Raw genomic sequence first — 21,153 nt, 5'->3', positions numbered from 1 at the left:
ATCTACCTGGTGCACGAAGTTCTGCACTTGAGGTAGATCCCCTGGTCTTAGGTGTACTTACGGTGCCGTCGAGATTACTTGCTCAGCACACCGAGGCGGAACTTGAATGATGCGTCCAGGGTCTTTTCGACACCCTGAACGTCCTTACCGGCCACGGCCACCTGCGAGCCCTGCAAGAGCGGCAAGGTGGACAGATCTTCGGCGACCATTCGCTGCAGCTCCTCGATCGAGGCGGTACGCTCTGCAACGTCGGACTGGCCGCGCTGCTCGGAGATCAGCGAATCGACCTCCGCGTTGTCGTAGCCGTTCGACAGGAAGTTCTCGGTAGCGAAGAACGGGGACAAGTAGTTGTCGGCGTCCGAGTAGTCCGGGAACCAGCCCAGCTGGTAGGCGGGATAGTCGGTGACGCGCTGCTTCTGGTAGGTAACCCACTCGGTCGACTTCAAGTCAACGTCGAACAGGCCATCGGCTTCGAGCTGCTTTTCAACTAGCGCGTACTCGTCACCCGAGTTAGGTCCGTAGTGATCCGGGTTGTACTGCAGCGCGAGCTCCACCGGGGTCTCCACGCCAGCGTCTTCCAGAACCTTCTTGGCCTTGGCAGCATCTGGCTTGCCATCGGTGCCGTACATATCCTTCAACGGTTCGATCGCACCGGTGAATCCCTGTGGAACATATGAATAGGCAGGAGTGAAGGTGTCCTTGTAGACGTTCGTGGCGATCGCCTGGCGGTCTACCAGATGTGCGGCTGCCTGACGTACCGCCAGCGACTTCGCTTCGTCAGCGTCCTCGGTCTTGGCGCCGAATGGCATCGAATCGAAGTTGAAGACGATGTAGCGAAGCTCGCCACCAGGGCCCTTGTGGACCGCGAGGCTCTCTTCCTTGCCCAGATCTTCAATGTCCGTTGGGGTCAGCGAGCGCCAGGCAACATCGATCTTGCCCTGCTGCACCTCGAGCTTGAGGTTGTTCGCGTCCGCGTAGTACTTGATCGCTGCCTTCGAGTTGGCCGGTGCACCGAGCACGCCTTGGTAGGCTTCATTTGCCGCGAAGGAAATCAAGTTGTTCTTGTTGTAGGAATCGATGATGTACTGGCCGCCAAAGGCGTTGGCATCCACGATTTTCTGGTCATCGAGAACCTCGTCGGCCGGGAAGACCTCGTCGTCAACGATGGGGCCGACCGGCGAGGTGAGCACCTGCGGGAAGGTCTGGTCCTCGGCAACCTTGAGCTTGAAGACCACGGTGGTGGCGTCCGGAGCTTCAACCGATTCCATGTTGCCCAACAGCGATGATGGGCCGTTGGGGTCCGCGATCTCCAGCTGGCGGTCGAAGGAGAACTTCACATCCTTCGAATCAAGATCATTTCCGTTGGCCCACTTCAATCCCGGCTTCAACTTAACGGTGAATTCGGTAGGGCTGGTGTACTCGGCCGACTCGGCCAGGTCATTGGATGGGTCTGGGCTGCCCGGTTCCGAGTTCAGCACAAACGGGTAGATCTGGTTCATGACCATAAACGAGCCATTGTCGTAAGAGGCCGCTGGGTCAAGCGACGTTACTTTATCGGTCGTGCCCAAGGTGATGGGGGCACTGCTGGCTTCACCGGATCCGTTGTCACCCGAGTCATTTGATGACGGACCGGTGCAACCGGTCAGCGCGATGGCGGAAATACCGATAACGGCAGCTGCGAGTCGCATACCGTTCTTTTTGCTGGCCATGAGCAATCCTTCTCTGTCGTAGAACATGCGGAGTGATAGTTAGCACATGCTTCATACAGCCTAAGTGATGGAGCTCACGAAAGGCGAATGAATTATCCGGTTTCGACGCAGAAAGTGAGACCCATGCCGCATCCCCGGGTGATCTCCACCTCGCTTTCGGATGCTTTTAAATGCCGCGAGAGCAATGACATATACCTAAGAATGCCCCGGTACTCTAGGCTTGGAGACGATGATGACACGTAGAGACGCAGCAATTGCGTTGGATATTCCCATGGAAATGGCCAAGCGCCATGGCGTCCCTTCGCGAATGAGCGAAAAAGAATTTGCCGAGCTCAATGCAAACCCGCCGGCCTGGCTGGTCCAGTCGCGGGCTAATCGCAAAGCCGGCAGCCGCCCGGTTTGGGTCCACCTGACCTGCATCGTATGCGGGCAAGACGAATACGAACGTCCAAAGAAGTGGTGGCCGAACTTCGACTTCGTGCACTGCGCCATTCACTCCCCCGCCCAGCTTCCGAAACTGGAGACGGGAAAGACCCGCGTGGAATACCAAGACATTTCCGCACGCATGTTCGGCATTGTCGACGAGGGCAACGAATAGCCGGCGGTAACTGAAATTAACTAGGTCGGCCCGAGAATCCTTGTGGATTCTCGGGCCGACCTAGTTAATTTTGTAGCCACCAAGAGGTGTCGTGGGAAGGCTAGAGTACCGAAGCCGGGTCCCATGCAGAAGACCTGGCCGAATCGATCGTAGCCTGGCCCAGGACACGGGTTTCCTGGTAAACGACCATGGTCTGGCCCGGTGCGACGCCGCGCATCCCCTCGGGAAGCTGAACGACCAAAACCTCGGACCCATCGGCACGCTCCATGCGCGCCTTGGCGGTCACCGGATCGCCATGGGCACGAACCTGCACCATGCAATCGAATTCTTCGCCGGTGAGCACCGCCGGGATCGGCACTCCGGCCCAGGAGATCCGGATGCCGCGCAGCTCATCGACCGCGAGCAAAGCCTCGGGCCCGACGATCACCTTGTTGTCCTTCGGGCGGATTTCCAGCACGAAGCGCGGCTTGCCGTCGGATGCCGGCCGTCCCAAGCGCAGGCCCTTGCGTTGGCCCACGGTGAATGCCTGCGCACCCTCGTGCTCGCCGAGCTGGTTTCCGTCTTGATCGACGATGTCGCCCGGCTTCATTTCGATACGCTCGGCCAGCCAGCCGCGCGTATCCCCGTCGGGGATGAAGCAGATGTCGTAGCTGTCGGGTTTATTGGCCACGGTGAGCCCGCGGGCTTCCGCCTCGGCGCGCACCTCGGCCTTGGAAGGGGTCTCCGCCAGCGGGAACATGCAGTGCTCGAGCTGCTGGTGGGTGAGCACGCCGAGCACGTAGGACTGGTCCTTGGCCCAGTCCGCCGCGCGGTGCAATTCCGGGTTGCCCGATTCGTCACGCAATACCTTGGCGTAGTGGCCGGTGCAGACCGCGTCGAAGCCCAGCGCCAGTGCCTTCTCCAGCAATGCCGCGAATTTGATCTTCTCGTTGCAGCGCATGCACGGGTTCGGGGTGCGTCCGGCCTCATACTCGTCGACGAAATCCTGGACCACATCCTCGGCGAACCGATCGGAGAAATCCCAAACGTAGTAGGGGATGCCCAGTTTGTCGCAGGCGCGCCATGCGTCGTTGGAGTCCTCCACCGTGCAACAGCCGCGCGAACCGGTGCGCAGGGTCCCGGGCATGCGAGAGAGCGCCAGGTGGACTCCGACTACGTCGTGCCCGGCTTCGACCGCACGTGCTGCGGCGACTGCCGAATCGACGCCGCCGGACATCGCTGCTAGTACCTTCATCGTGTAAAACCCGTCCCTGCTGTGTGAATGCTGCTTTCGTCTGCCGCCATACCGGCTTTCTTTGCCCGTTGATAGGCTTCGGGCAGCGCCTCTAAAAGTATGTCAACGTCCTCACGCATGGATGTATGCCCCAATGTGAAGCGTTGCACACTTCGTGCGCTTCGTGCATCCCTGCCCATGGCCACCAGCACGTGCGAGGGTTGCGGCACGCCCGCGGTACAGGCAGAACCGGTGGAGGATGCAATCCCAAACATGTCCAAGAGGAACAATAAGGAGTCCCCCTCGCATTCTGGGAAGGTGAAATGCAGGTTTCCCGGTAGCCGTTTGCCCTCGTTCAGCGCATCGCGTGGACCGTTGAGCACCGCTTCGGGGATGCTTTGCGCGATCCGCTGCACCGCATAGTCGCGAAGTTCACTGAGTCGTTTGCTCTCGGCATCCAAATTGGCTTGGACCGCGGTTGCCGCCGCCGCAAACCCTGCCGCCGACGCCGCGTTCAAGGTGCCAGAGCGGAGTTTGCGTTCATGGCCGCCACCGTGCTGGACGGGCATCAGGACAATGTCGCGGCGTACCAGCAAGCCACCGATTCCTACCGGGCCGCCGACCTTATGGGCGCTGATGGCCATGGTTGCCAGACCGCTCGCCGCAAAATCCGTAGGGACGGTGCCGAAGGCCTGTACCGCGTCCGAATGCACCGGAATCTGGTACTTAGCGGCCAGGGCCACGAAAGCGGCGATCGGTTCAATGGTGCCTACCTCGTTGTTTGCCCACATGAGGGTGCCCAACGCGATCCGCTCGTGGTTCGCCTCGATGAGCTCTTCGGCTGCCTGCAGATCCAGCACGCCGTCGGCGTCGACCGGCATCCATAGAAGCGTCGCGTTTTCGTGGGTTTCGAGCCAGGCCACGGTGTCCAGCACCGCATGGTGTTCAATTCCAGCCACCAAAATGCTGCGAGCTTCCGGGTTCTTCTCTGTCCGATTCCAGAACAGGCCCTTGAGCGCCAAGTTATCGGATTCGGTTCCGCCGGAGGTAAAGATCACTTCGGTTGGATGAGCCGCTGCCACCCCGGCGATCTTCGTGCGTGCCTCGTCGATCACGCGGTTGGCGCGGCGACCGGCACCGTGCAACGAGGAGGGGTTGCCGGTGTGGGCGAATTGCTCGGTCATGGCCGACAACGCCGCCGGGTTGAGGTCGGTAGTTGCCGCGTGATCGAGGTATACGGCGGAATTAGTCATCGTCTTAATGGTACGAGCTTTCCCTGCCTAGTTTGAATGGCCAATACGTGTGAATTGCCCGACTTCAATGGCTTCCAGCAACGGATCGCGCAAAATTGCCTCGATAAGCTCGGCCGAGCCACCGATCAGCGTGCAGTCATCATAAGGTTCGGTAGACAGCATCCAGCTGCGGTCTTCGGGAAAAGCCAAGGCCGGGCGTTGACGCTGCGGACCTTCGACCGTCGTCGCCCAAAGCGGCTGCGCCAAAAATTCGCCATCCACTTCGAAGAGCCGGTAGTTTCGGTAACCGCCTCCTAGTTCAAGCGCCGGCGTCGTGAGCACCTCCGGTGCGAAGGCAGGACGTTGCGCCTCGGCGAGCGCGGCGGCGTGAGCGGCCTGGTTTTCTTCGTCGCTGAGCTCCGGATCGGGTTCGTTCTCGATCTGGATGCGTTCGCCACCTTCAATGAAGGCATAGCCTCCCCAAAGGCCGACCACGAACTTTTCCTGCTCAGTTGCCGCGCGGAGCTGCTTCACCAGCGCCTGCCACTGCTCTACAGGCAACTCGTCTACCGGCAGGTCGGTCTCTTCCCAGGCATCCTCGGCTGCCGGGTTGCCCTGGGCATCCCAGCCGGCGACAGTTTCGAAGAGATCTGCTGCGGTGAGGATATGGCCGCGGCTGCTAGCCACGGTCCCCCACTTCACCGGCTGGTCAAACTCGTCATAGGCCGGATGCAAGATCCGTGCGTAGCGTTCGTAACCCACGGGCACTTGCGCGACTACCGTCAGCTGGTCGGCGGTGGCGCAGGAATCAATGATCCATTGGCCCTGGGTGGCTGAGACATGGGAGAACTGCATAGTACAAGCCTAACCAGCATCCAGACATATCCCGCATCAGGTCGCGAGCGGGTGATATGAATGAACAAAGCAATGCGCAGCGGCACGACCGCGAATCAAGGGAGACCAGGTCGATGTTTTTACCCGAGTTGCAGGTTCCGATTCACCACTTTTCGCGTCGGAGCATAGATTTCTCGCGGACCATCGCGGTGATGGCAGTGATCAACCGCACCCCGGATTCTTTCTATGATGCCGGGTCCACCTTCGGTTTGGACGACGCAGTCTCCTCGGCGATGCGTGCGGTGCAGGCCGGAGCGGACTGGATTGATATCGGCGGCGTACCGTTTTCGCCCGGCCCGGAGCTCCCCTGGGAGGAAGAAGCCGCACGTGTGGTTCCGGTGATCGAAGCGGTACGCAAACAAAGTGATGTGGTGATTTCCGCCGACACGTTCCTCCCGGAAGTTGCCCAAGCCGCGATCAATGCCGGAGCGGATGTCATCAACGACACCACCGGGCTGGCCTACCCCGAGATGGCTCAAATTGTTGCCCGAAACAATGTGCATCTGGTGCTGACTCATTCGTTGGCGAAACCACGCACCGTCTATCCCCGCCCGCAGTACCAGAATGTGGTTACCGAAGTGCGCGACTATCTGGCGCAAAAGGTCCAGCTGGCACTGGACTCAGGAATCCACGCGTCAAAGATCATCATTGATCCGGGGCACGACCTAAATAAGAACACCCGGCACACCCTGGATCTGACCGCGAATTTTGAGGCCATCGCCGCATTGGGATACCCGGCCCTCGCGGCGGTATCCAATAAGGATTTCATCGGTGAAACCTTGGACCTGCCCAAACCCGAACGTCTTGTCGGTTCCATGGTGGCGGCAACCATGTGCGTGATGGGTGGGGCGCGGATCATCCGGATGCACAATATCGCCGAATCCGTGCAAACCGTCCGGCTGATAGAAGCGGCACAGGGGTGGCGGGACCCTGCCTACCAGATCCACAACATGGGCGAGGTCAATCCCCCTGCCCATCCCGAACGTGAAGCCAGCCGATAGGACCCGAGCCATGCGTGAACTGCTACCCAGCAATATGCCGGAGGTTGGCGATACCTACCTTTTGGAGCGTTACGCCGCGTCGCAACGTCCCTTTGTGCGCTTCAATTTCGTTTCAAGCATCGACGGTAGCGCCCAGCGCGATGGGCTGTCCGGCGGGTTGGGCAGCGCGGGCGATGGGCGGATCTTTAGTTTGTTGCGACGCTTGGCAGATGTCATCCTGGTCGGTGCCGGCACCGTCCGCGCCGAAGGGTACGCGGGGGCGCTGATCGGTGATGAGGACATTTCCTGGCGTGAAGCCCGGGGCTTGTCCGCGCAACCGGTCCTGGCGATCGTTTCGCACGGGCTGCATCTGGAGCCCGATGACGAGGTGTTCACGCTAAGCCCCGTCCCGGTGCTGGTCTTCACCAGCGTTCAAGTCACCGAGGAGCACCGCAGTCGCTTCGCTTCGCATGTCGAATTGGTTGAAGTTGCCGAAGCAGACCGGGGTTGTGACCCGCAGGAAATCGTTGCCGATCTGCTAGCCAGAGGGCTGGGTTTCATACATGCCGAGGGTGGCCCGCATTTGCTTGGCCAATTCATCGCCGCCGATCGTCTCGACTCGATGTGCGTGAGCTATTCGCCGATGCTGTTGGCGGGGTCTGGACAGCGCATAGCGCACGGTCCACGGCAGGCGGCCCTTGCGATGAAAATCCATTCGCTGTTCGAGGAGGAATCTATGCTCTTTTGCGATTATCGGCGCCCGGAATAAGCGTCAGCGCCCCGTCGAGCACGGTCAGCTCAAAATCACCCTGTCCAATAAGCTCCCCGTCCGCATAACTTTCCTGCCTGGTTCGCACAACTACATGTGCGCTCCTGGTGGACAGTTGGTGCCGGTGAGTCTTTCCGCGCAGAATATGACCTACAAAAGGCAACACCGGTAGCAATAGCGGGCCCTTCACCAGCACGATATCGGCCAATCCATCTGCGTAGTCCGCGTGCGGGAAAAGCTTAATCCCACCGCCAAGCGACTTGATATTCGCAATACTTGCCGCAAAGACCGAACCCTTGAATTCAAGTTCCTGAGCCTGAATTTCGGTGGGGTACGCGCGAAGTGTGGGGAGGCACAGCAGCAGTCCGAGAATATAGCGCAGCGCGCCTAGGCGGCGTGGCAAACCATTGGCTCGCCGGTTAACCTGTCCTTCGAATCCCCACGACACCGCGCCCACGGCAAGCGTAGTTCGTGGCAGGTCATTGGCAAATCGCAGCTGGAGCAAATCGATCGGGGTCCCTGCTGCCCCTCCGGCCAGAAAGCTAACCACCTGTTGGATCGTTTCTTCCGCCGATCGTGCGCCGTACATTCGCCAGGTGTCGTTGCCGCTGCCTGCCGGAATGATCCCCATTGGAATGTTCTTCCCTGCAAGATACTGGATGGTGTGGTGTATTAGTCCGTCTCCGCCGATGACTACTACGGCATCGGCTGTTGCCAAGGCTTTTCCGAATTCTCGCCCTTGGAGATGTGCGGTATTCAACCTGTCTGATTGAATACCGTGAGCCTCGAGCCGGGCTTCCAGCTCTTCGACCCGTCGCAATGCCAAACCCTTGCCCGAGCTCGGATGGAAGACTATGCGAATGTGCTGATATTTCACGGAGGGCACCATACGGATAGAGAATACCCAGCAAACGCTCGGGTTTGAAAAGCCAACTCCCAATCATGGAAGGTAAAATGTTCTAATTGGCACTTGATCGCGCGGCACCGGCCGCGGGGAATTGCCTTAACCGAGAGGATTCGTCCGTATCATGAGTTCGCCAAGTCCCTACGAAATTCTTGGCGTGCCCCGGACGGCAACTTTCGAAGAGATCAAGGTTGCGTATCGGAAGGCTGCTCGCGCGTCACACCCGGATCTGGGAGGTAGCGCCGACGAGTTCAAAGACGTCCAACAGGCATTTCAGACGCTGTCGGATGATCGAAGCCGTTCAAGCTTTGATAGGTCTTTCCAGTCCCCCGGCCAAGCACCACGAGCCGGAACCTCCGCCCGCCAGTACGATGAAAAGCTGCGCACCTCACCGCAACAGCCCAAGGCCCAGCTAGCTACCGAATACGTCCCTCGTCTCGATGACGACTCCTTTGGTTTGCTGGATAGGGCCCACTCGATTCAACGAAGCCACGGTGAGCCACGAAAGCGCGGGCTGTTCAATTCCCGTTCCAGGCTTACCCGAGAAGCACAGACGATCAGCATGCTAAGCAAAAACGTGCTCAACGTGCTGCCTGCGGCCCGGCTGGTCAATGGCTTGCAGGCACCCGGCGGCGGGCACTATGACCATGTGTTGACCGCCGGATATCGTATGGCGATCGTCAACACGATGACGCTTCCCGAGGGCTATTACGCATTTGATGGGAACGTATTGCGTCATGGAAATAAAATGACGCAGCCCCCGGCCTTGAACATCACCGGGATGCAACGCGCATTCATGCAGATGAATGTCGTCGCTTTCACGTTGGTCCTTTCGAGCCAGGGCAATCCCCACGAGCCGGTCATCGAATATCACCGCAGGGCCGATCCGGCGCTGGCCTCCACGCCCAACGTGCTCAATGCGGCAGGACTCATCCGCGAACTGAAACTCTTCCTCGGATCAGGCCCTTCCCCGAACATTGTTGACCGTTCGGTACTGTCCCGAGTCTTAGGCGGAATGTACTGATTACCAGTTTTACTGCTCCGAGAGCTTAAACTGTTAAATGTGTTCCGTATTCTTTTCAATGCTCCCGAAATTCCCGGCAACTCCGGGAATGCCATCCGCCTAGCCGCAATCACCGGTGCCGAACTTCATTTAGTGAAGCCCTTGGGCTTCAACTTTGAAGACGCCAACCTGCGTCGTGCGGGGTTGGACTACCACGATCTAGCGGTGGTCACCGTACACGAAAACCTCGAAGAAGCCCTCGCGTCGTTGGGCGAGGGTCGTGTTTTTGCGTTCAGTTCCGATGGCGACACGCTGTACACCGAGGTGGGCTATGTCCCAAGTGACATTCTCATGTTCGGTAAGGAGTCGGTGGGGCTTAGCGCCGCAGATAAAGCCCACGAACGGGTGACCGATCTGGTCCGATTGCCGATGTTGCCGGGGCGCCGATCGCTGAACCTTGCCAATGCCGCTTCCGTTGTCGCCTTTGAGGCTTGGCGGCAGAACGGTTTTGCAGGAGCCTAAAATACCAGCCCAATCGGGCCAAGTACACAGCTTTACCCAATCTTTATAAAGTAAGCTTTTGAGTATGTTCGCGCAGGCGTGCATTCCGACAAAACCGACGACTTCTCGGGAGATTCCAAAACAATGAACGGTAGCCCTTCGCAGCACCGCGACGAGCCTCAGGACGAAAATCTGGGTCTGGACCTAGTCAGTCAAGTGGCCCACAGCTCTCGTGCGGAACGGAGCGCACGGCCAAAACGCTGGATCTTCGCAGTGATTGGTTTGGTAATCGTGGTCGTCTTGGCCCTCGTGACCTTTTCCTTGCTCAATAGCGAGACGAAATCTTCTAAAGCCGCAAAGGCCGATGATGTGCTCACAGAGGTAGTTGAACTCAATAGCGGCGGTCAGGCGACCATCAGTACCTCCAAGCAGGAGAATGCGCTAGGCGTCGAACTGACTGCTCTGCCACCACTTGATGATTCTGAACAGTACGTTGTTTGGGCCGTGCATGAAGAAGGCGGCATCAGCGTAGTGAGCAAGACCTCGGGAGAAGACGCCAAGGGCGGGCTCTCCCCCATCGACGATGTTCTCGCGGTACATATCACCGTGGAAGGTTCAGAGATACCCGCCTCGCCGTCGGAAGACACCGAGGCCTCGGTGGACCTGCCGCTAGGCCAATCGGAAGAGCCCAAAGCCTAACCAGCTAGCGATGGGTTATCTGTCGATAAGTTAGCATTCATCTGACGTATACGGTGCGGTTCCCCAAAGCGGGAACCGCGCCGAATTACTTTAACCCGTAGTTAAGTCAGAATCCTGCGATCGTGTCATCGGCGTTCACGGCCACGAGGTGGAAGCCTTCAGCCAGCTCATCGGAAGGCATATTCGCGCGTACGCCATTCGCTTGGCACTGCTCGAGCACAAATTTCTCCATCGCCCCGACGTCGGGGTGCTGGGTGAAATGGGCTCGCAAAGCATCCATCTTCTGCGCAAAGAACTCGGTGATGTTCACAAAGCCGTTTTCGCGTTCCTTGGGGGCTCCATATAACCAAAGCCAAGGTAGTTTGTAGGCTTCCAGTCCTTCTTCCGCGAGCAGCTCCGGGTAGGCGAACGGGTTTTCGACTGCCGGGTAGATAGCCCGGGTTACCGCTTCGCCGCAGGCAAGGTGGTCCGGGTGTGAGCGCTGAATGCGGTCCCAGTTTCGTTCGGTGTGCATGGCCATAACTATTTGCGGGCGCACCTGGCGGATCAGTCGAACCACCTGACGCATGACGTCGTGGCTTGGCTCTAGATAGCCGTCACGCTCTCCCATGAAATGCACGGTGCTGACACCAACTCGGGCTGCCGCAACGCGTTGCTCTTCGTGGCGCAAGCGAACCGTCTCGGCAGGATCACGGTCGTCAAAACCTCCAGCGTCGCCATCGGTCATGATGCAGTATTGCACCTCTATCCCCGCGGCGGTCATTGCGGCTACGGTTCCGGCTGCGCCGAAATCCAAATCGTCGGGGTGCGCTGCAAAAGCCAGCACCCGCTGGGTAGCTGAGTTAATGAATTTGTTCGGATCAATCATGCTTAGCATCGTCAAATCTCTGTGGCTGCCGAGGGCAGGGTATTGGCAAGGCGTTTCGTGGCCCTATAGTTTTCGTTTGGAAAATTGGTCTTAGACCGCGGGCTGAAGTGTTGTTCTCTATCGTATCGAGATCCTCGGCGTACCTCGATTTTTGGGCCAAAACCAAAAGTGACGTGCCGCAGGATCCTGCGGCACGTCACTTTTCTTGGATCTATTTGGCCTATTCCAGAGACCCAACCGTCACTGAGACTTTGTTTTCGGCACCGTTCCGCGTGTAGGTGATGTCGGCTTTGCCGCCAGCTGGCACCTCTCGAATTGCGGCAGTCAAGGTCTGGGAATCCTGGATTGCGCGTCCGTTGACGCCGGTGATGATGTCTCCGGATTTCAAACCGGCTTCCTCGGCCGCCGAATTCGGTGAGATCTCCCGGATCGCTGCACCGACACTGAACTGCGAAGCGTTCGATCCAGTCGAAGCGCCCTGCGCTTGTACCGTTGCGCCCAGCAGACCGTGGGTGGCTTTACCATTGGCGATCAGTTCCTGAGCGATACGCTGAGCGTAATCCACAGGAATCGCGAACCCGACGCCAATCGAACCCGAATCTTCACCACCGGCTCCACCAGAAGCAATGGCGACGTTCACGCCGATAATTTCGCCCTTGTTATTTACCAGCGCACCACCGGAGTTTCCATGGTTAATCGCTGCGTCGGTCTGCATCACGTTGATGTAGATCGAGCCTTGCCCGGACTGGTCCTGCCCTTCGGGCATGCCTGGGAATTGGAAGTTGAACTGGCTTCCGCCGTCCTCGCCCTCATCCTGCGCGTTTTGTTCCGGCACTGCGGAGGATGCCACCGAAATAGTGCGGTTGAGCGTGGAGACAATTCCATCGGTCACGGTTCCGCTCAGGCCCAATGGCGCGCCAATTGCTACCGCGGTGTCGCCAACGTTTAGCTCGGAGGATTTCCCCAAGGTCGCGGGCACGAGGTTCGGCACATCAACCTTAATGACCGCAAGATCTGAGAGCGGATCGGTGCCAACGAGCGTTGCCTGATGCACCTTGCCATCGCTCAAGCGAACGGTAAGCGTTGGGTCGCCGGTTTCTCCTCCCAAAGTGACCACGTGCGTGTTGGTCAATATATGACCTTCGGTATCCAGAATGATTCCAGAGCCCGAACCGCTAGACCCGCTACCGGAAGCTTCGATGGTGACCACGCTAGGCGATGCTTTCGCTGCCGCAGCGGTAACCTCTGTGACGGACTTTGGATTGTTGATCACCACACCGTTTTGTGGGGTCTGCACCGAGGAACCGCCCAAATCATTCCCGCCGGCCATGAAGTATGTGGTGCCGGCAGCGGTCACACCACCGATAAGTGCCGCAGCGACCATGCCCGCGATCAGCGTGCTGCCGGCGAACTTCTTTTTCGGTGCACGTTCTGGCGGAACTGGGTAGTTTGAATGTTGCTGTTCAGCATGGCCATATGCTCCGGCGGCATAGGACGGTCCGGACTGCGAAGCGTGCTCGGTGGATCCTTGACCGTAGACCCCGGTGGCCGGCTGTTGCTCGGTGGGGTAATGGGCACGTGAATAAACGTCGGTCTGCTGCTCTTCCGGGCTGGACACGGGGCTTACCTGGTTATAGCTACGTGTCTCGCCGGCATCCGACGACGACTGCGGCTCCGGGAGATTCACGCGAGGTTCCTCCGCATGCTCCGGAGTCTGGGCGATATCCTTCGGCTGTTCGGGTTCGCCCATATTTTTATTTCGTGGTTCATCCGGTGTCTGGCTCATCTTCATGCCTCTTTCGAATATCGGATCTCTTGAGTCTTATTATTCAGGGTCGAACTGTGGCAGTTGCGAGGGATGACTTTGCGCAAGCTGTGAGTTAACTATTCTGGCAGCGGAATAGCATGGACGCTGTGTTGCCGTGCAAATAGAATCAAATTGAGCTGTGAAAGTAGTCGCAGGTAAACGTGGTCGGACGAGTGGTCAAATTATTAGTTCGATTCGGTAATTCAGGTGAGGACGACAATGATTTCCAAAGCGCGGCGAGTCACTGCTGCAGCATTAACGGTGGCGGCATTATCGCTGGGAGCGTCGGCACCAGCATTTGCAGAGCCCCCTGTCACCATTCCACCTGGCGACTTCGTTGTCGACAACGCGCAGGTGCTCGGTGGCGATGAAAGCAATCTCGAAAACGATATTAAAGAACTTCGGGACGAGACTGGAATCAGTCTCTTTGTTGTCTACGTCGATGAATTCACCAATCCCTCGGATCCTAGCCAGTGGATGCAAGAAGTTGCGAGTACGAAAAATATGGGCAGCTCGGATGCGATTTTGGTCGTAGCCACAGATCAGCGGCAAGCGCGGTTTGCCGGCGATCAAAATGGGCCGCTGAATGCCTCGGCTCAAGAGATCTACTCAGAACATATCTCTCCGGCTCTCGGCCAACTAGATTGGGCAGGAGCCGCTGAAGGCGCTATTGAGGGCATCGCAAATGTATCCGAGGGGGGCAGCGCTAGCGGCTCGTCCGGCTCCGGTGGCGGCATCTTCTGGGTTCTGTTGCTTGTTGGCGGCGTGGCAGTGGGCGCCTACGTGATGCTATCGCGGCGCAGCAAGAAGAAGACCAACCAGCTACCGCAGAACCACGGCAATCTCAACGGTCATCAGCCCCAGCAGCTTGAGTCGCTGGATAAGCTACGTTTGCAGGCTGACCAGTTGCTGGTCGCGGCAGACGATTCCATACGATCTTCTGAGCAAGAACTCGGTTTCGCTGAAGCTCAGTACGGCCCAGATGCCATCAAGGTCTTTTCTACGGACCTCATCGAGGCCAAGACCCATCTGGTTGAGTCCTTCCGACTGCAGCAACAGCTCGATGATCACATCCCCGACACCGAAGAAGAGCAACGTTCATGGCTCGGTGAAATTATCAATCGGTGCGGACAAGTCAATGACACGTTGCAAGAGCACGCCGCCGAATTCAAAAATCTTCGCCAGTTGGAACAGAACGCAGAGTCCCGAATCAATGAGGTTGCTGCGGAAAAGGAACCGCTAGCCCAGCGGCTTTCCCAACGGGTGTCCGAGCTTGAGGGACTGACTTCGAAATACGATGACAGCGCCGTCTCGCAGATTACCGATAACGCCGAGCAAGCTTCGGAACGACTAACGTTCGCAGCCTCAGTGCTGAAGCAAGCGCGCGAGAAGCTCGATACGGATCGCTCCGGCGCGGCACTTCTCATCCAGAATGCTGAAGAAGCTCATGACCAAGCCGAAGTACTGCTCGAAGCTATCACCAAATCGGCGGCCTCGCTGCGCCAAGCAGATGCCGATTTGGAGTCAGCTGTCGCCATGGCCGCCAGGGATCTGGCGCAGGCTAAGGCGCTAGTTGCCAACGGCACTCAGCCGAACCTTGCAGGTCCCATCGCCGGGGTAGAAAGCACCCTAGGCAACATCCAGCAGGCATTGCGCGGTGGCAAGCACAACCCATTGGCCTTGATCTCGGCCCTCGACGAATCGACTAAACCGCTAGCCACCGCCTTGGGCACGCTACGCGACCGAGCCGAGCAGGACCGGGTGGCGCGCGATCAGCTTCAGTCACTGTTGAATACGGCGGCATCGCGCATTCAGGGAACGGAAGACTACATTCGTGCCCGCCGTGGCGGCGTACGTTCTTCGGCCCGTACTCGTCTGGCCGAAGCGCAGCGCTCCTATGATCAGGCACTAAGCCAAGCGGCACAGCGCCCCACCGAAGCGGTGGCTGCCGCGCAGCGGGCAGTGCAGCTGGCAGACCAGGCAGCACGCATGGCTGAGCAGGATGTCAACGGCTTCGGCGGCGATGGTGGTTTGGGCGGCTTCGGCGGCGGAAACCGTGGTCGTGGCGGTATGTTTGACGGGATCGGCGGAGCCGTTCTCGGCGGCATCTTGATTGACTCGCTACTCGGCGGCGGTAACCGCGGCGGAGGCAATCACGGCGGTGACGACGGATTCTTCGGCGGCGGAGGCTTCGGCGGTTTTGGCGGCGGTGGCGGAGGCTTCGGCGGCGGGTTCGGCGGCGGCGGAGGTGGTGGAGGCTTCGGAGGCGGAGCCGGCGGCAGTTTCTAGAGATACGCGGTTTATCCCAAGTAGTACGCAAATTTCAGCAGCACTATTTCGTATAGAAAGGTCCAACCATGACCAAGCAATCACTTTTCGGACGCGTTGCCCAGCTGGCAAAAGCCAACATCAACGCCATCCTAGATTCAGCCGAAGATCCTGAGAAGATGATGGACCAGATGGTCCGCGACTACACCGACAACATTGCCGAAGCCGAGCAGGCTGTGGCGCAGACCATTGGCAACCTGCGCATGTTGGAAGATGACTACCGCGAGGACGAACAGGCGGTCACTGAGTGGGGCACCAAAGCACTCGCCGCTTCCAATAAGGCTGATGAATTCCGCGCAGCTGCTGACTCAGCCAACGCCGCCAAATTTGATAATTTGGCCAAGGTAGCGATCCAGCGTCAGATGCAGTCCGAAAGCGAGATGAAATCCGCCAACCCAACCATCAACTCGCAGCGTGAAATCGTTGAGAAGCTGAAGACCGGCTTGAACCAGATGAAGGAAAAGCGCATTGAACTTGTCAGCAAGCGCGACGAGTTGATCGCTCGTTCCAAAGCTGCCCATGCACAGAACCAGGTCAACGAAGCCGTCAAGTCCGTGAACCTCATGGATCCGACCAGCGAGATCAGCCGGTTCGAGGAAAAGATTCGCCGTGAAGAGGCAAAGGTGATCGGTGCTTCCGAACTCGCCTCGTCGAGTCTGGACGCTCAGTTTGAGTCCTTGGAGGATCTTGGTGAACAGACTGAGGTAGAGGCTCGCCTGGCGGCTCTGAAGGCCAACCAGACCGGAGCCTTGGAGAGCTAAGCTCACCGAAATGAATAGTGGCGCCGGGTCAGAATGATATTTCCGTTCCGGCGCCCTTCTTTTCGTTCAGTTCCATGAGTTAAAACAAAAGTGGAGATCCATTCGGATCTCCACTTTTTCTCTGTGGCGGGGATAGGATTTGAACCTATGACCTCCGGGTTATGAGCCCGGCGAGCTACCGAACTGCTCCACCCCGCGTCGGTAAATACAACATTACCAACTCGTAAACCGTATGGCGAATCGAGGGGCCATGTCGTACATCACAGTGGTGCTATGTCGGCCTAAGCGGCGAAAATCAACGGTTCTCAATGCATGGATCGGAGATCGATTATGGTGACTAAAAATTGATCTGAACGCGGACTTCCTGGGGCGGATCAACTGCCAAATGGAATTCATTGAATGAGAGCTAATCCGAGTAGCCAAGCCCAACACTTTTCTTGACGTTAAATTCAGGCTTCAAGAAATAGCGCTAGACCGGCGCAGCCCACCGTCCTATAATTCCAGAACACAGGACAGATCAATTGACCCTGCAGCCACTACCCCCAACTGAGATTGATTTCCTCAGTTCATCGCATCGCGCCGGCAGGTGAGCCCTTAGTCGGCAAATAGCGTGTAGTTTTCGCCGAATCCTCAGCTAGTCGAATAAGGCTTGAGGCTCGCCGGCGAAGCCGAAGGCCCCGGCCACCACATGCGCCCTCGGGCAAAAGCATGTCGGCATAGAACTATCCGTAGGAGCGAAGAATCTACCCACAATCAGGCGAGTTCGGGGTTTCTGGACCTCACGCAGCTTGCTTTCGAAGTCCGGATCATGCCCGTTTCGAAGTCTTGAACGCTGGTCGGCGCGTTATGGCCCCCTGGCTTGGCGGAATTACTCCCCGGTAACGATGCCGGATCACCAGCTCATGGCTTAAAGCAAAAGTGGAGATCCATTCGGATCTCCACTTTTTCTCTGTGGCGGGGATAGGATTTGAACCTATGACCTCCGGGTTATGAGCCCGGCGAGCTACCGAACTGCTCCACCCCGCGTCGGTAAATACAACATTACCAACTAGTAAACCTCATGCCTAATTGAGCTGACATGTCCTTAGTCACAAGGCGAATCTAAGCCCGGGAAGTTGCTCTAAAAGTTTCTGCTTCTTGCTCGAAGCTGCCGCTGATCGGCCGCACCGCATTCGGCCTTGCATGGGTACATTACGGAAAATGCTGCTTGCCCGCTGGTCGCTGCGGAGAGTCAATCCGTTGAATGCGAAGGCCTATAGCGTGGCGCAACTAGCTTCTAGCTTCGTACCTGCTTAGGGTTCAGCCTCAACCAATGAACCGGAACGATGGGGCCACGAACCGCCAAGGCCTGTGCCGCGGATTAGGGACCTACCAGAGGTGCTTCCTCATTCGTGCATATTGCGTCACCGCACCGCTGCGCGGCGGTGAGCTTGCCGCCGATCCCCGCTTAGCCCTTCCCTTGGTATCGCGTACCCAAATTCATCATTCGGGCGCGTACGGAGCGTTGAAAAGAGGATCCCTATTTAAGCTGCAGAAAAGCAAAATCCCCCAGTCCGAAGACTGGGGGATTTTGCTTGGTCATCGCCGAATCATTCTCGACTTGTCCCATAAGTGGCGGGGATAGGATTTGAACCTATGACCTCCGGGTTATGAGCCCGGCGAGCTACCGAACTGCTCCACCCCGCGATGACTAGACTATTCTTCATCATCGCGGAGTGGAATGCAAATCGGGGGTTCAGCTTACGAACATGACTATCCGTTATTAGCGTCGTTAGGCTCAGCGGACTCGCTCGGAGCTTCCGGGGCTTCGGAGCTAGTCTGTACTTCACCTTCCGGGGCAGCTTCGCCGTTGATGGCAGCGTCAGCTTCCAAGGCACGGCTCAGGGCCTCCTGAAGTTCCTTCTGTGCTTCGCCGTAGGTGGCGAAGTCGCCAGCCTTCAGAGCTTCGTCAGACTTCTGGATCGCGGCATTTGCCGCATCCAGAGCATCCGTTAGCTTCTGGGTTTCAGACTGCGTAGGCTGTTCGCTCTCCCCCGGCTGTTCTTCTGGTGTCGCACCATCACCGTTCTCACCGGTTACGGCGCCCGAATCGCCACCAAAGACCTCGTCGAGAGCTTCTGAGAGCGTATTCGCGAAGCCAACCTGGTCACCGAAGGCAACTAGCACCTTACGCAAGGTTGGGTAACTGGTCTGGCCCGAGGACTGAACATATACCGGCTGAACGTAGAGGATACCGCCGCCGACTGGCAGCGAGAGCAGGTTACCGCTCTTCACCTCGGAAGCACCCTGGCGCAACAGGTTCAACTCTGTGGTCACACGTGGGTTGGTATCAAAGTTCTGCTGTGCCTGGCCTGGGCCAGGTACAGCCGTATCGCGAGGGAGCTCCAACAAGCGAAGCTTGCCGTAGTCTTCTGTCTTCACGCCATCTTCACTGCCCGCGTCTGCATTCGCTGATAGGAAGCCGAACAGCACGTTACGCTGTTGCCCGTTGGCTGCTGCCTGTGGAATGAAGGTGGAAGTCAGCGAGAACGATGCCGCATCTTGAGTTGGCATCTTCAATGACAGGAAGTAAGGAGGCTGCTTCACTCCCTGAGTTGAAGAGGTCGGATCATCCGGCACCGCCCACGCGTCATTGGACTCGTAGAACGCGTCGGGGTCATCAACGTGGTAAGTCGTGAGGACTTCGCGCTGAACCTTGAACATATCTTCCGGGTAACGCACGTGCTCCATCAGATCACCGGAAATGTTATCCAGCGGCTGGACGGCAGTTGGGAAGACCTTTTGCCAAGCCTGCAAGATTGGGTCTTCGGTATCCCACGCGTACAGATCAACCTTGCCGTCGTAGGCGTCAACGGTAGCCTTGACCGAGTTACGCATATAGTTCACGCGACCCGACAATCGATCGAAATCTGAAGCGTTAGTCAGCGAGTCGGAAACAGCCGATTCAATCTGCTGCTGCTGTGCATAGGGGAAATCATTTGAGGTGGTGTAGCCGTCGACGATCCATTTGACTCGCCCATCGATAATTGCCGGGTAGGCACTGGAATCGAGCGTCAGGTACGGGGCTACCTTGCTCACGCGATCGCGCGGGTTACGGTCGTACAGAATCTGTGATTCATCGTTGACCGCGTTGGAGAGCAATAGGTCTGTAGAAGCGAACTTCAACGCAAACACCACACGGTTGAACAGGTTGCCTACGTTAGGGCCGCCCTCTCCCTGGAAGGTGTAGCGGGTGTCTTCGCCCTCGCCACCAGCGCTTGGACGGTCAAGCTCCTGATCGGTCCAGCCTTCCGGACCGCCAACTACCGAGTACTCAGGAGAGTTCTCACCGAAGTAAATGCGCGGCTCGTATTCTTCTTCGGTGATCAAATCACCGGTGGACGGAATGCCTCCGAGCATAAAGTCGGGGCGGCCACCGGCAGCTACGCGGTTACCGTAAGCAGCAACCAGCCCGTAACCGTGGGTGTAGGTAATGTGCTGGTTCACCCAGGTGTCATTGGGGTTGACGTTGACTTCACGTGCGGCGATAACCGTATCTTCGACTTTTCCGTCAATTTCGTAGCGGTCAACATTCAAAGTTTCAGGGAAGGTGTAGTACCCACGGAACTGTTGCAGCTGCGCAAATGCGGCAGAAACCAAGTTAGGGTCCAACAAGCGAATATTCGCCGTTGTTTCCGTTTCCTTAGCCAACGCGTTCTTCTCGGTGCTGACCTTGGCGTCGTACGGAGTGACTTCGACATCGTCCAAGCCAAAGGCCTCACGCGTCATCTGGATATTTCGATCAATATATTCGCGTTCCAACGTACGCTGCGAAGGAACCACTTGGTACTGCTGTATCAGGAATGGGTAAACGCCGCCGGCGACAATCATCGTCACCACGAGCATTGCGGTACCAATCAGTGGCAAGCGCCAGCGACCGTTGAACGCCGCAATCACGAAGGTAACTGCGATCAGAATTGCGACAATTGCCAGAATCATCCGTGCAGGGATAACCGCGTGAACGTCTTTGTACAGTGCACCGGCTACGCGCCCGGACTGATTGTTAAGCGTCTCGTACTGAGAGATCCAGAAATTGACAGCCTGGAGTAGCAAGAACACTGCCACGACCACTGCGGTATGCACGCGGGCAGCCTTGCCCACCGTGATGCCGCCACGTTCTTCAACGCGAATGCCACCGTAGAGATAATGCGTTAGCAATCCTGCAACTCCGCCGAGCAGAACTACAGAAATCAAGAATCCGGTGATCAATCCGATGAATGGCAGGGTGAAGATAAAGAATCCCAGGTCCATATTGAACTGCGGATCGGTGGATCCGAATGGAACCCGGTTGAGGAACAACATAATGGTTTGCCATTGTCCGGCTACCGCGATGGCTGAGAACAAACCCACCACTGCAGGAATGCCGATCATGAGGAAACGGCGAACCGGTTCGAGCTGCGCTTGGTAGCGGGACATGGAGTCTGGACGACTCGTCTCCGGTGCGTAGACAGGGCGATGCTTGTACGCGCTGCGCATAGAGAACCACATCGGCACGGCCATCAAGACCAACGCGATGAAGAAGATGATGAGTTTGGCGATGCGCTCGGTCCAATAGACTTCCGAGAATCCCAGCTGATTGAACCAGAGGATATCTGCGTAGAAGTTCGAGAGGAAGACAAACACGGCCACCAAGATGACCACCGCAAATACCGTCAGCGTCAGTGGAGACGCCTTTTTATTTGCGGGCTTAGAAGGTTGTTGCGGCCCTTGGGGTCTCGGTGGACCCCCGAACGGACTATCCGATCCGTATGACACTATTCATTCCTTACCTAAATGTCCCGCACGCCTTTGCTAACGCCAGAACTCGTATATCTATCACTGTACTTACTAAGCTTCAGACACCAAGTT

General features: G+C 57.6%; 16 protein-coding genes and 3 tRNA genes. 8 read left to right on the top strand and 11 right to left on the bottom strand.

Going from position 1 to position 21,153, the window contains the following annotated elements:
- Window positions 1-74 precede the first annotated feature (74 nt).
- Window positions 75-1,709, bottom strand: a complete 1,635-nt coding sequence (locus CQ019_RS02565) for an ABC transporter substrate-binding protein (protein WP_105569253.1) — start codon at window positions 1,707-1,709, stop codon at window positions 75-77.
- A 229-nt stretch (window positions 1,710-1,938) separates the two neighbouring features.
- Here CQ019_RS02565 and CQ019_RS02560 point away from each other — a divergent pair, with 229 nt between their 5' ends.
- Window positions 1,939-2,307 (top strand): hypothetical protein, encoded by a 369-nt coding sequence (locus CQ019_RS02560; protein ID WP_096286613.1) that lies wholly within the window; start codon window positions 1,939-1,941, stop codon window positions 2,305-2,307.
- Between the two features lie 100 nt (window positions 2,308-2,407).
- On the opposite strand, the gene mnmA is transcribed toward CQ019_RS02560, so the two are convergent.
- The 3 genes from mnmA to CQ019_RS02545 are packed head-to-tail and all read right to left on the bottom strand — an operon-like array spanning window position 2,408 to window position 5,607.
- Window positions 2,408-3,541 carry a tRNA 2-thiouridine(34) synthase MnmA gene (gene mnmA, locus CQ019_RS02555; RefSeq protein WP_105568858.1) on the bottom strand — a complete coding sequence of 378 codons (1,134 nt, stop codon included), beginning with the start codon at window positions 3,539-3,541 and terminating at the stop codon, window positions 2,408-2,410.
- Window positions 3,538-4,773, bottom strand: coding sequence for a cysteine desulfurase family protein (locus tag CQ019_RS02550; protein WP_105568857.1), 1,236 nt, complete (start codon window positions 4,771-4,773; stop codon window positions 3,538-3,540). The genes mnmA and CQ019_RS02550 overlap by 4 nt, the downstream gene beginning before the upstream one ends.
- Window positions 4,774-4,800: 27 nt before the next feature.
- Window positions 4,801-5,607: a hypothetical protein gene (locus CQ019_RS02545; protein ID WP_096284642.1), complete on the bottom strand. Its 807-nt coding sequence runs from the start codon at window positions 5,605-5,607 to the stop codon at window positions 4,801-4,803.
- A gap of 113 nt (window positions 5,608-5,720) precedes the next feature.
- Here CQ019_RS02545 and folP point away from each other — a divergent pair, with 113 nt between their 5' ends.
- Entirely contained in the window at window positions 5,721-6,647 is a 927-nt protein-coding gene (folP, locus tag CQ019_RS02540) for a dihydropteroate synthase (RefSeq protein ID WP_105568856.1), read from the top strand.
- Between the two features lie 10 nt (window positions 6,648-6,657).
- Window positions 6,658-7,395 carry a dihydrofolate reductase family protein gene (locus tag CQ019_RS02535; RefSeq protein WP_105568855.1) on the top strand — a complete coding sequence of 246 codons (738 nt, stop codon included), beginning with the start codon at window positions 6,658-6,660 and terminating at the stop codon, window positions 7,393-7,395.
- On the opposite strand, the gene CQ019_RS02530 is transcribed toward CQ019_RS02535, so the two are convergent.
- On the bottom strand, window positions 7,361-8,272 hold the full coding sequence (locus CQ019_RS02530; RefSeq protein WP_181148225.1) for a diacylglycerol kinase family protein: 912 nt from the start codon (window positions 8,270-8,272) through the stop codon (window positions 7,361-7,363). The genes CQ019_RS02535 and CQ019_RS02530 overlap by 35 nt on opposite strands.
- Before the next feature lie 151 nt (window positions 8,273-8,423).
- Between CQ019_RS02530 and CQ019_RS02525 the strand changes: the two genes are divergently transcribed.
- From CQ019_RS02525 to CQ019_RS02515, 3 genes are all read left to right on the top strand, one after another.
- Window positions 8,424-9,323 (top strand): J domain-containing protein, encoded by a 900-nt coding sequence (locus CQ019_RS02525; RefSeq protein WP_096284634.1) that lies wholly within the window; start codon window positions 8,424-8,426, stop codon window positions 9,321-9,323.
- Window positions 9,324-9,362: 39 nt separating this feature from the next.
- On the top strand, window positions 9,363-9,824 hold the full coding sequence (locus CQ019_RS02520) for a tRNA (cytidine(34)-2'-O)-methyltransferase (RefSeq protein WP_096284632.1): 462 nt from the start codon (window positions 9,363-9,365) through the stop codon (window positions 9,822-9,824).
- A gap of 123 nt (window positions 9,825-9,947) precedes the next feature.
- Window positions 9,948-10,502, top strand: coding sequence for an anti-sigma factor (locus tag CQ019_RS02515; RefSeq protein ID WP_146112417.1), 555 nt, complete (start codon window positions 9,948-9,950; stop codon window positions 10,500-10,502).
- Between the two features lie 106 nt (window positions 10,503-10,608).
- Here the strand turns inward: CQ019_RS02515 and CQ019_RS02510 are convergent, their stop codons facing one another.
- The gene (locus CQ019_RS02510; protein ID WP_105552468.1) at window positions 10,609-11,370 is read right to left on the bottom strand and encodes a PIG-L deacetylase family protein; all 762 of its coding nucleotides are present in this window, start codon (window positions 11,368-11,370) and stop codon (window positions 10,609-10,611) included.
- A gap of 220 nt (window positions 11,371-11,590) precedes the next feature.
- Complete coding sequence (locus CQ019_RS02505; RefSeq protein ID WP_258133827.1) at window positions 11,591-13,156, bottom strand: trypsin-like peptidase domain-containing protein; 1,566 nt, start codon at window positions 13,154-13,156, stop codon at window positions 11,591-11,593.
- Between the two features lie 240 nt (window positions 13,157-13,396).
- Here CQ019_RS02505 and CQ019_RS18850 point away from each other — a divergent pair, with 240 nt between their 5' ends.
- Both CQ019_RS18850 and CQ019_RS02495 read left to right on the top strand, forming a co-directional pair.
- Window positions 13,397-15,466, top strand: a complete 2,070-nt coding sequence (locus CQ019_RS18850) for a TPM domain-containing protein (RefSeq protein WP_105568852.1) — start codon at window positions 13,397-13,399, stop codon at window positions 15,464-15,466.
- A gap of 68 nt (window positions 15,467-15,534) precedes the next feature.
- Window positions 15,535-16,266 (top strand): PspA/IM30 family protein, encoded by a 732-nt coding sequence (locus CQ019_RS02495; RefSeq protein ID WP_096284621.1) that lies wholly within the window; start codon window positions 15,535-15,537, stop codon window positions 16,264-16,266.
- 124 nt (window positions 16,267-16,390) lie between these two features.
- On the opposite strand, the gene CQ019_RS02490 is transcribed toward CQ019_RS02495, so the two are convergent.
- The 4 genes from CQ019_RS02490 to CQ019_RS02475 all read right to left on the bottom strand — a co-directional run bounded on the left by CQ019_RS02490 (window position 16,391) and on the right by CQ019_RS02475 (window position 21,060).
- Window positions 16,391-16,464 (bottom strand) — tRNA-Met (locus CQ019_RS02490).
- A 754-nt stretch (window positions 16,465-17,218) separates the two neighbouring features.
- A tRNA-Met gene (locus tag CQ019_RS02485) sits at window positions 17,219-17,292 on the bottom strand.
- A gap of 586 nt (window positions 17,293-17,878) precedes the next feature.
- A tRNA-Met gene (locus CQ019_RS02480) sits at window positions 17,879-17,952 on the bottom strand.
- Between the two features lie 66 nt (window positions 17,953-18,018).
- On the bottom strand, window positions 18,019-21,060 hold the full coding sequence (locus CQ019_RS02475; protein WP_105568851.1) for a UPF0182 family protein: 3,042 nt from the start codon (window positions 21,058-21,060) through the stop codon (window positions 18,019-18,021).
- Between the last annotated feature and the right edge of the window lie 93 nt (window positions 21,061-21,153).

The sequence above is a fragment of the Arthrobacter sp. MYb229 genome (assembly GCF_002975405.1).
Lineage (GTDB): Bacteria > Actinomycetota > Actinomycetes > Actinomycetales > Micrococcaceae > Glutamicibacter.
Note: the sequence above shows the minus strand (reverse complement) of the source record. Positions and strands in the feature narration are given on the sequence as shown.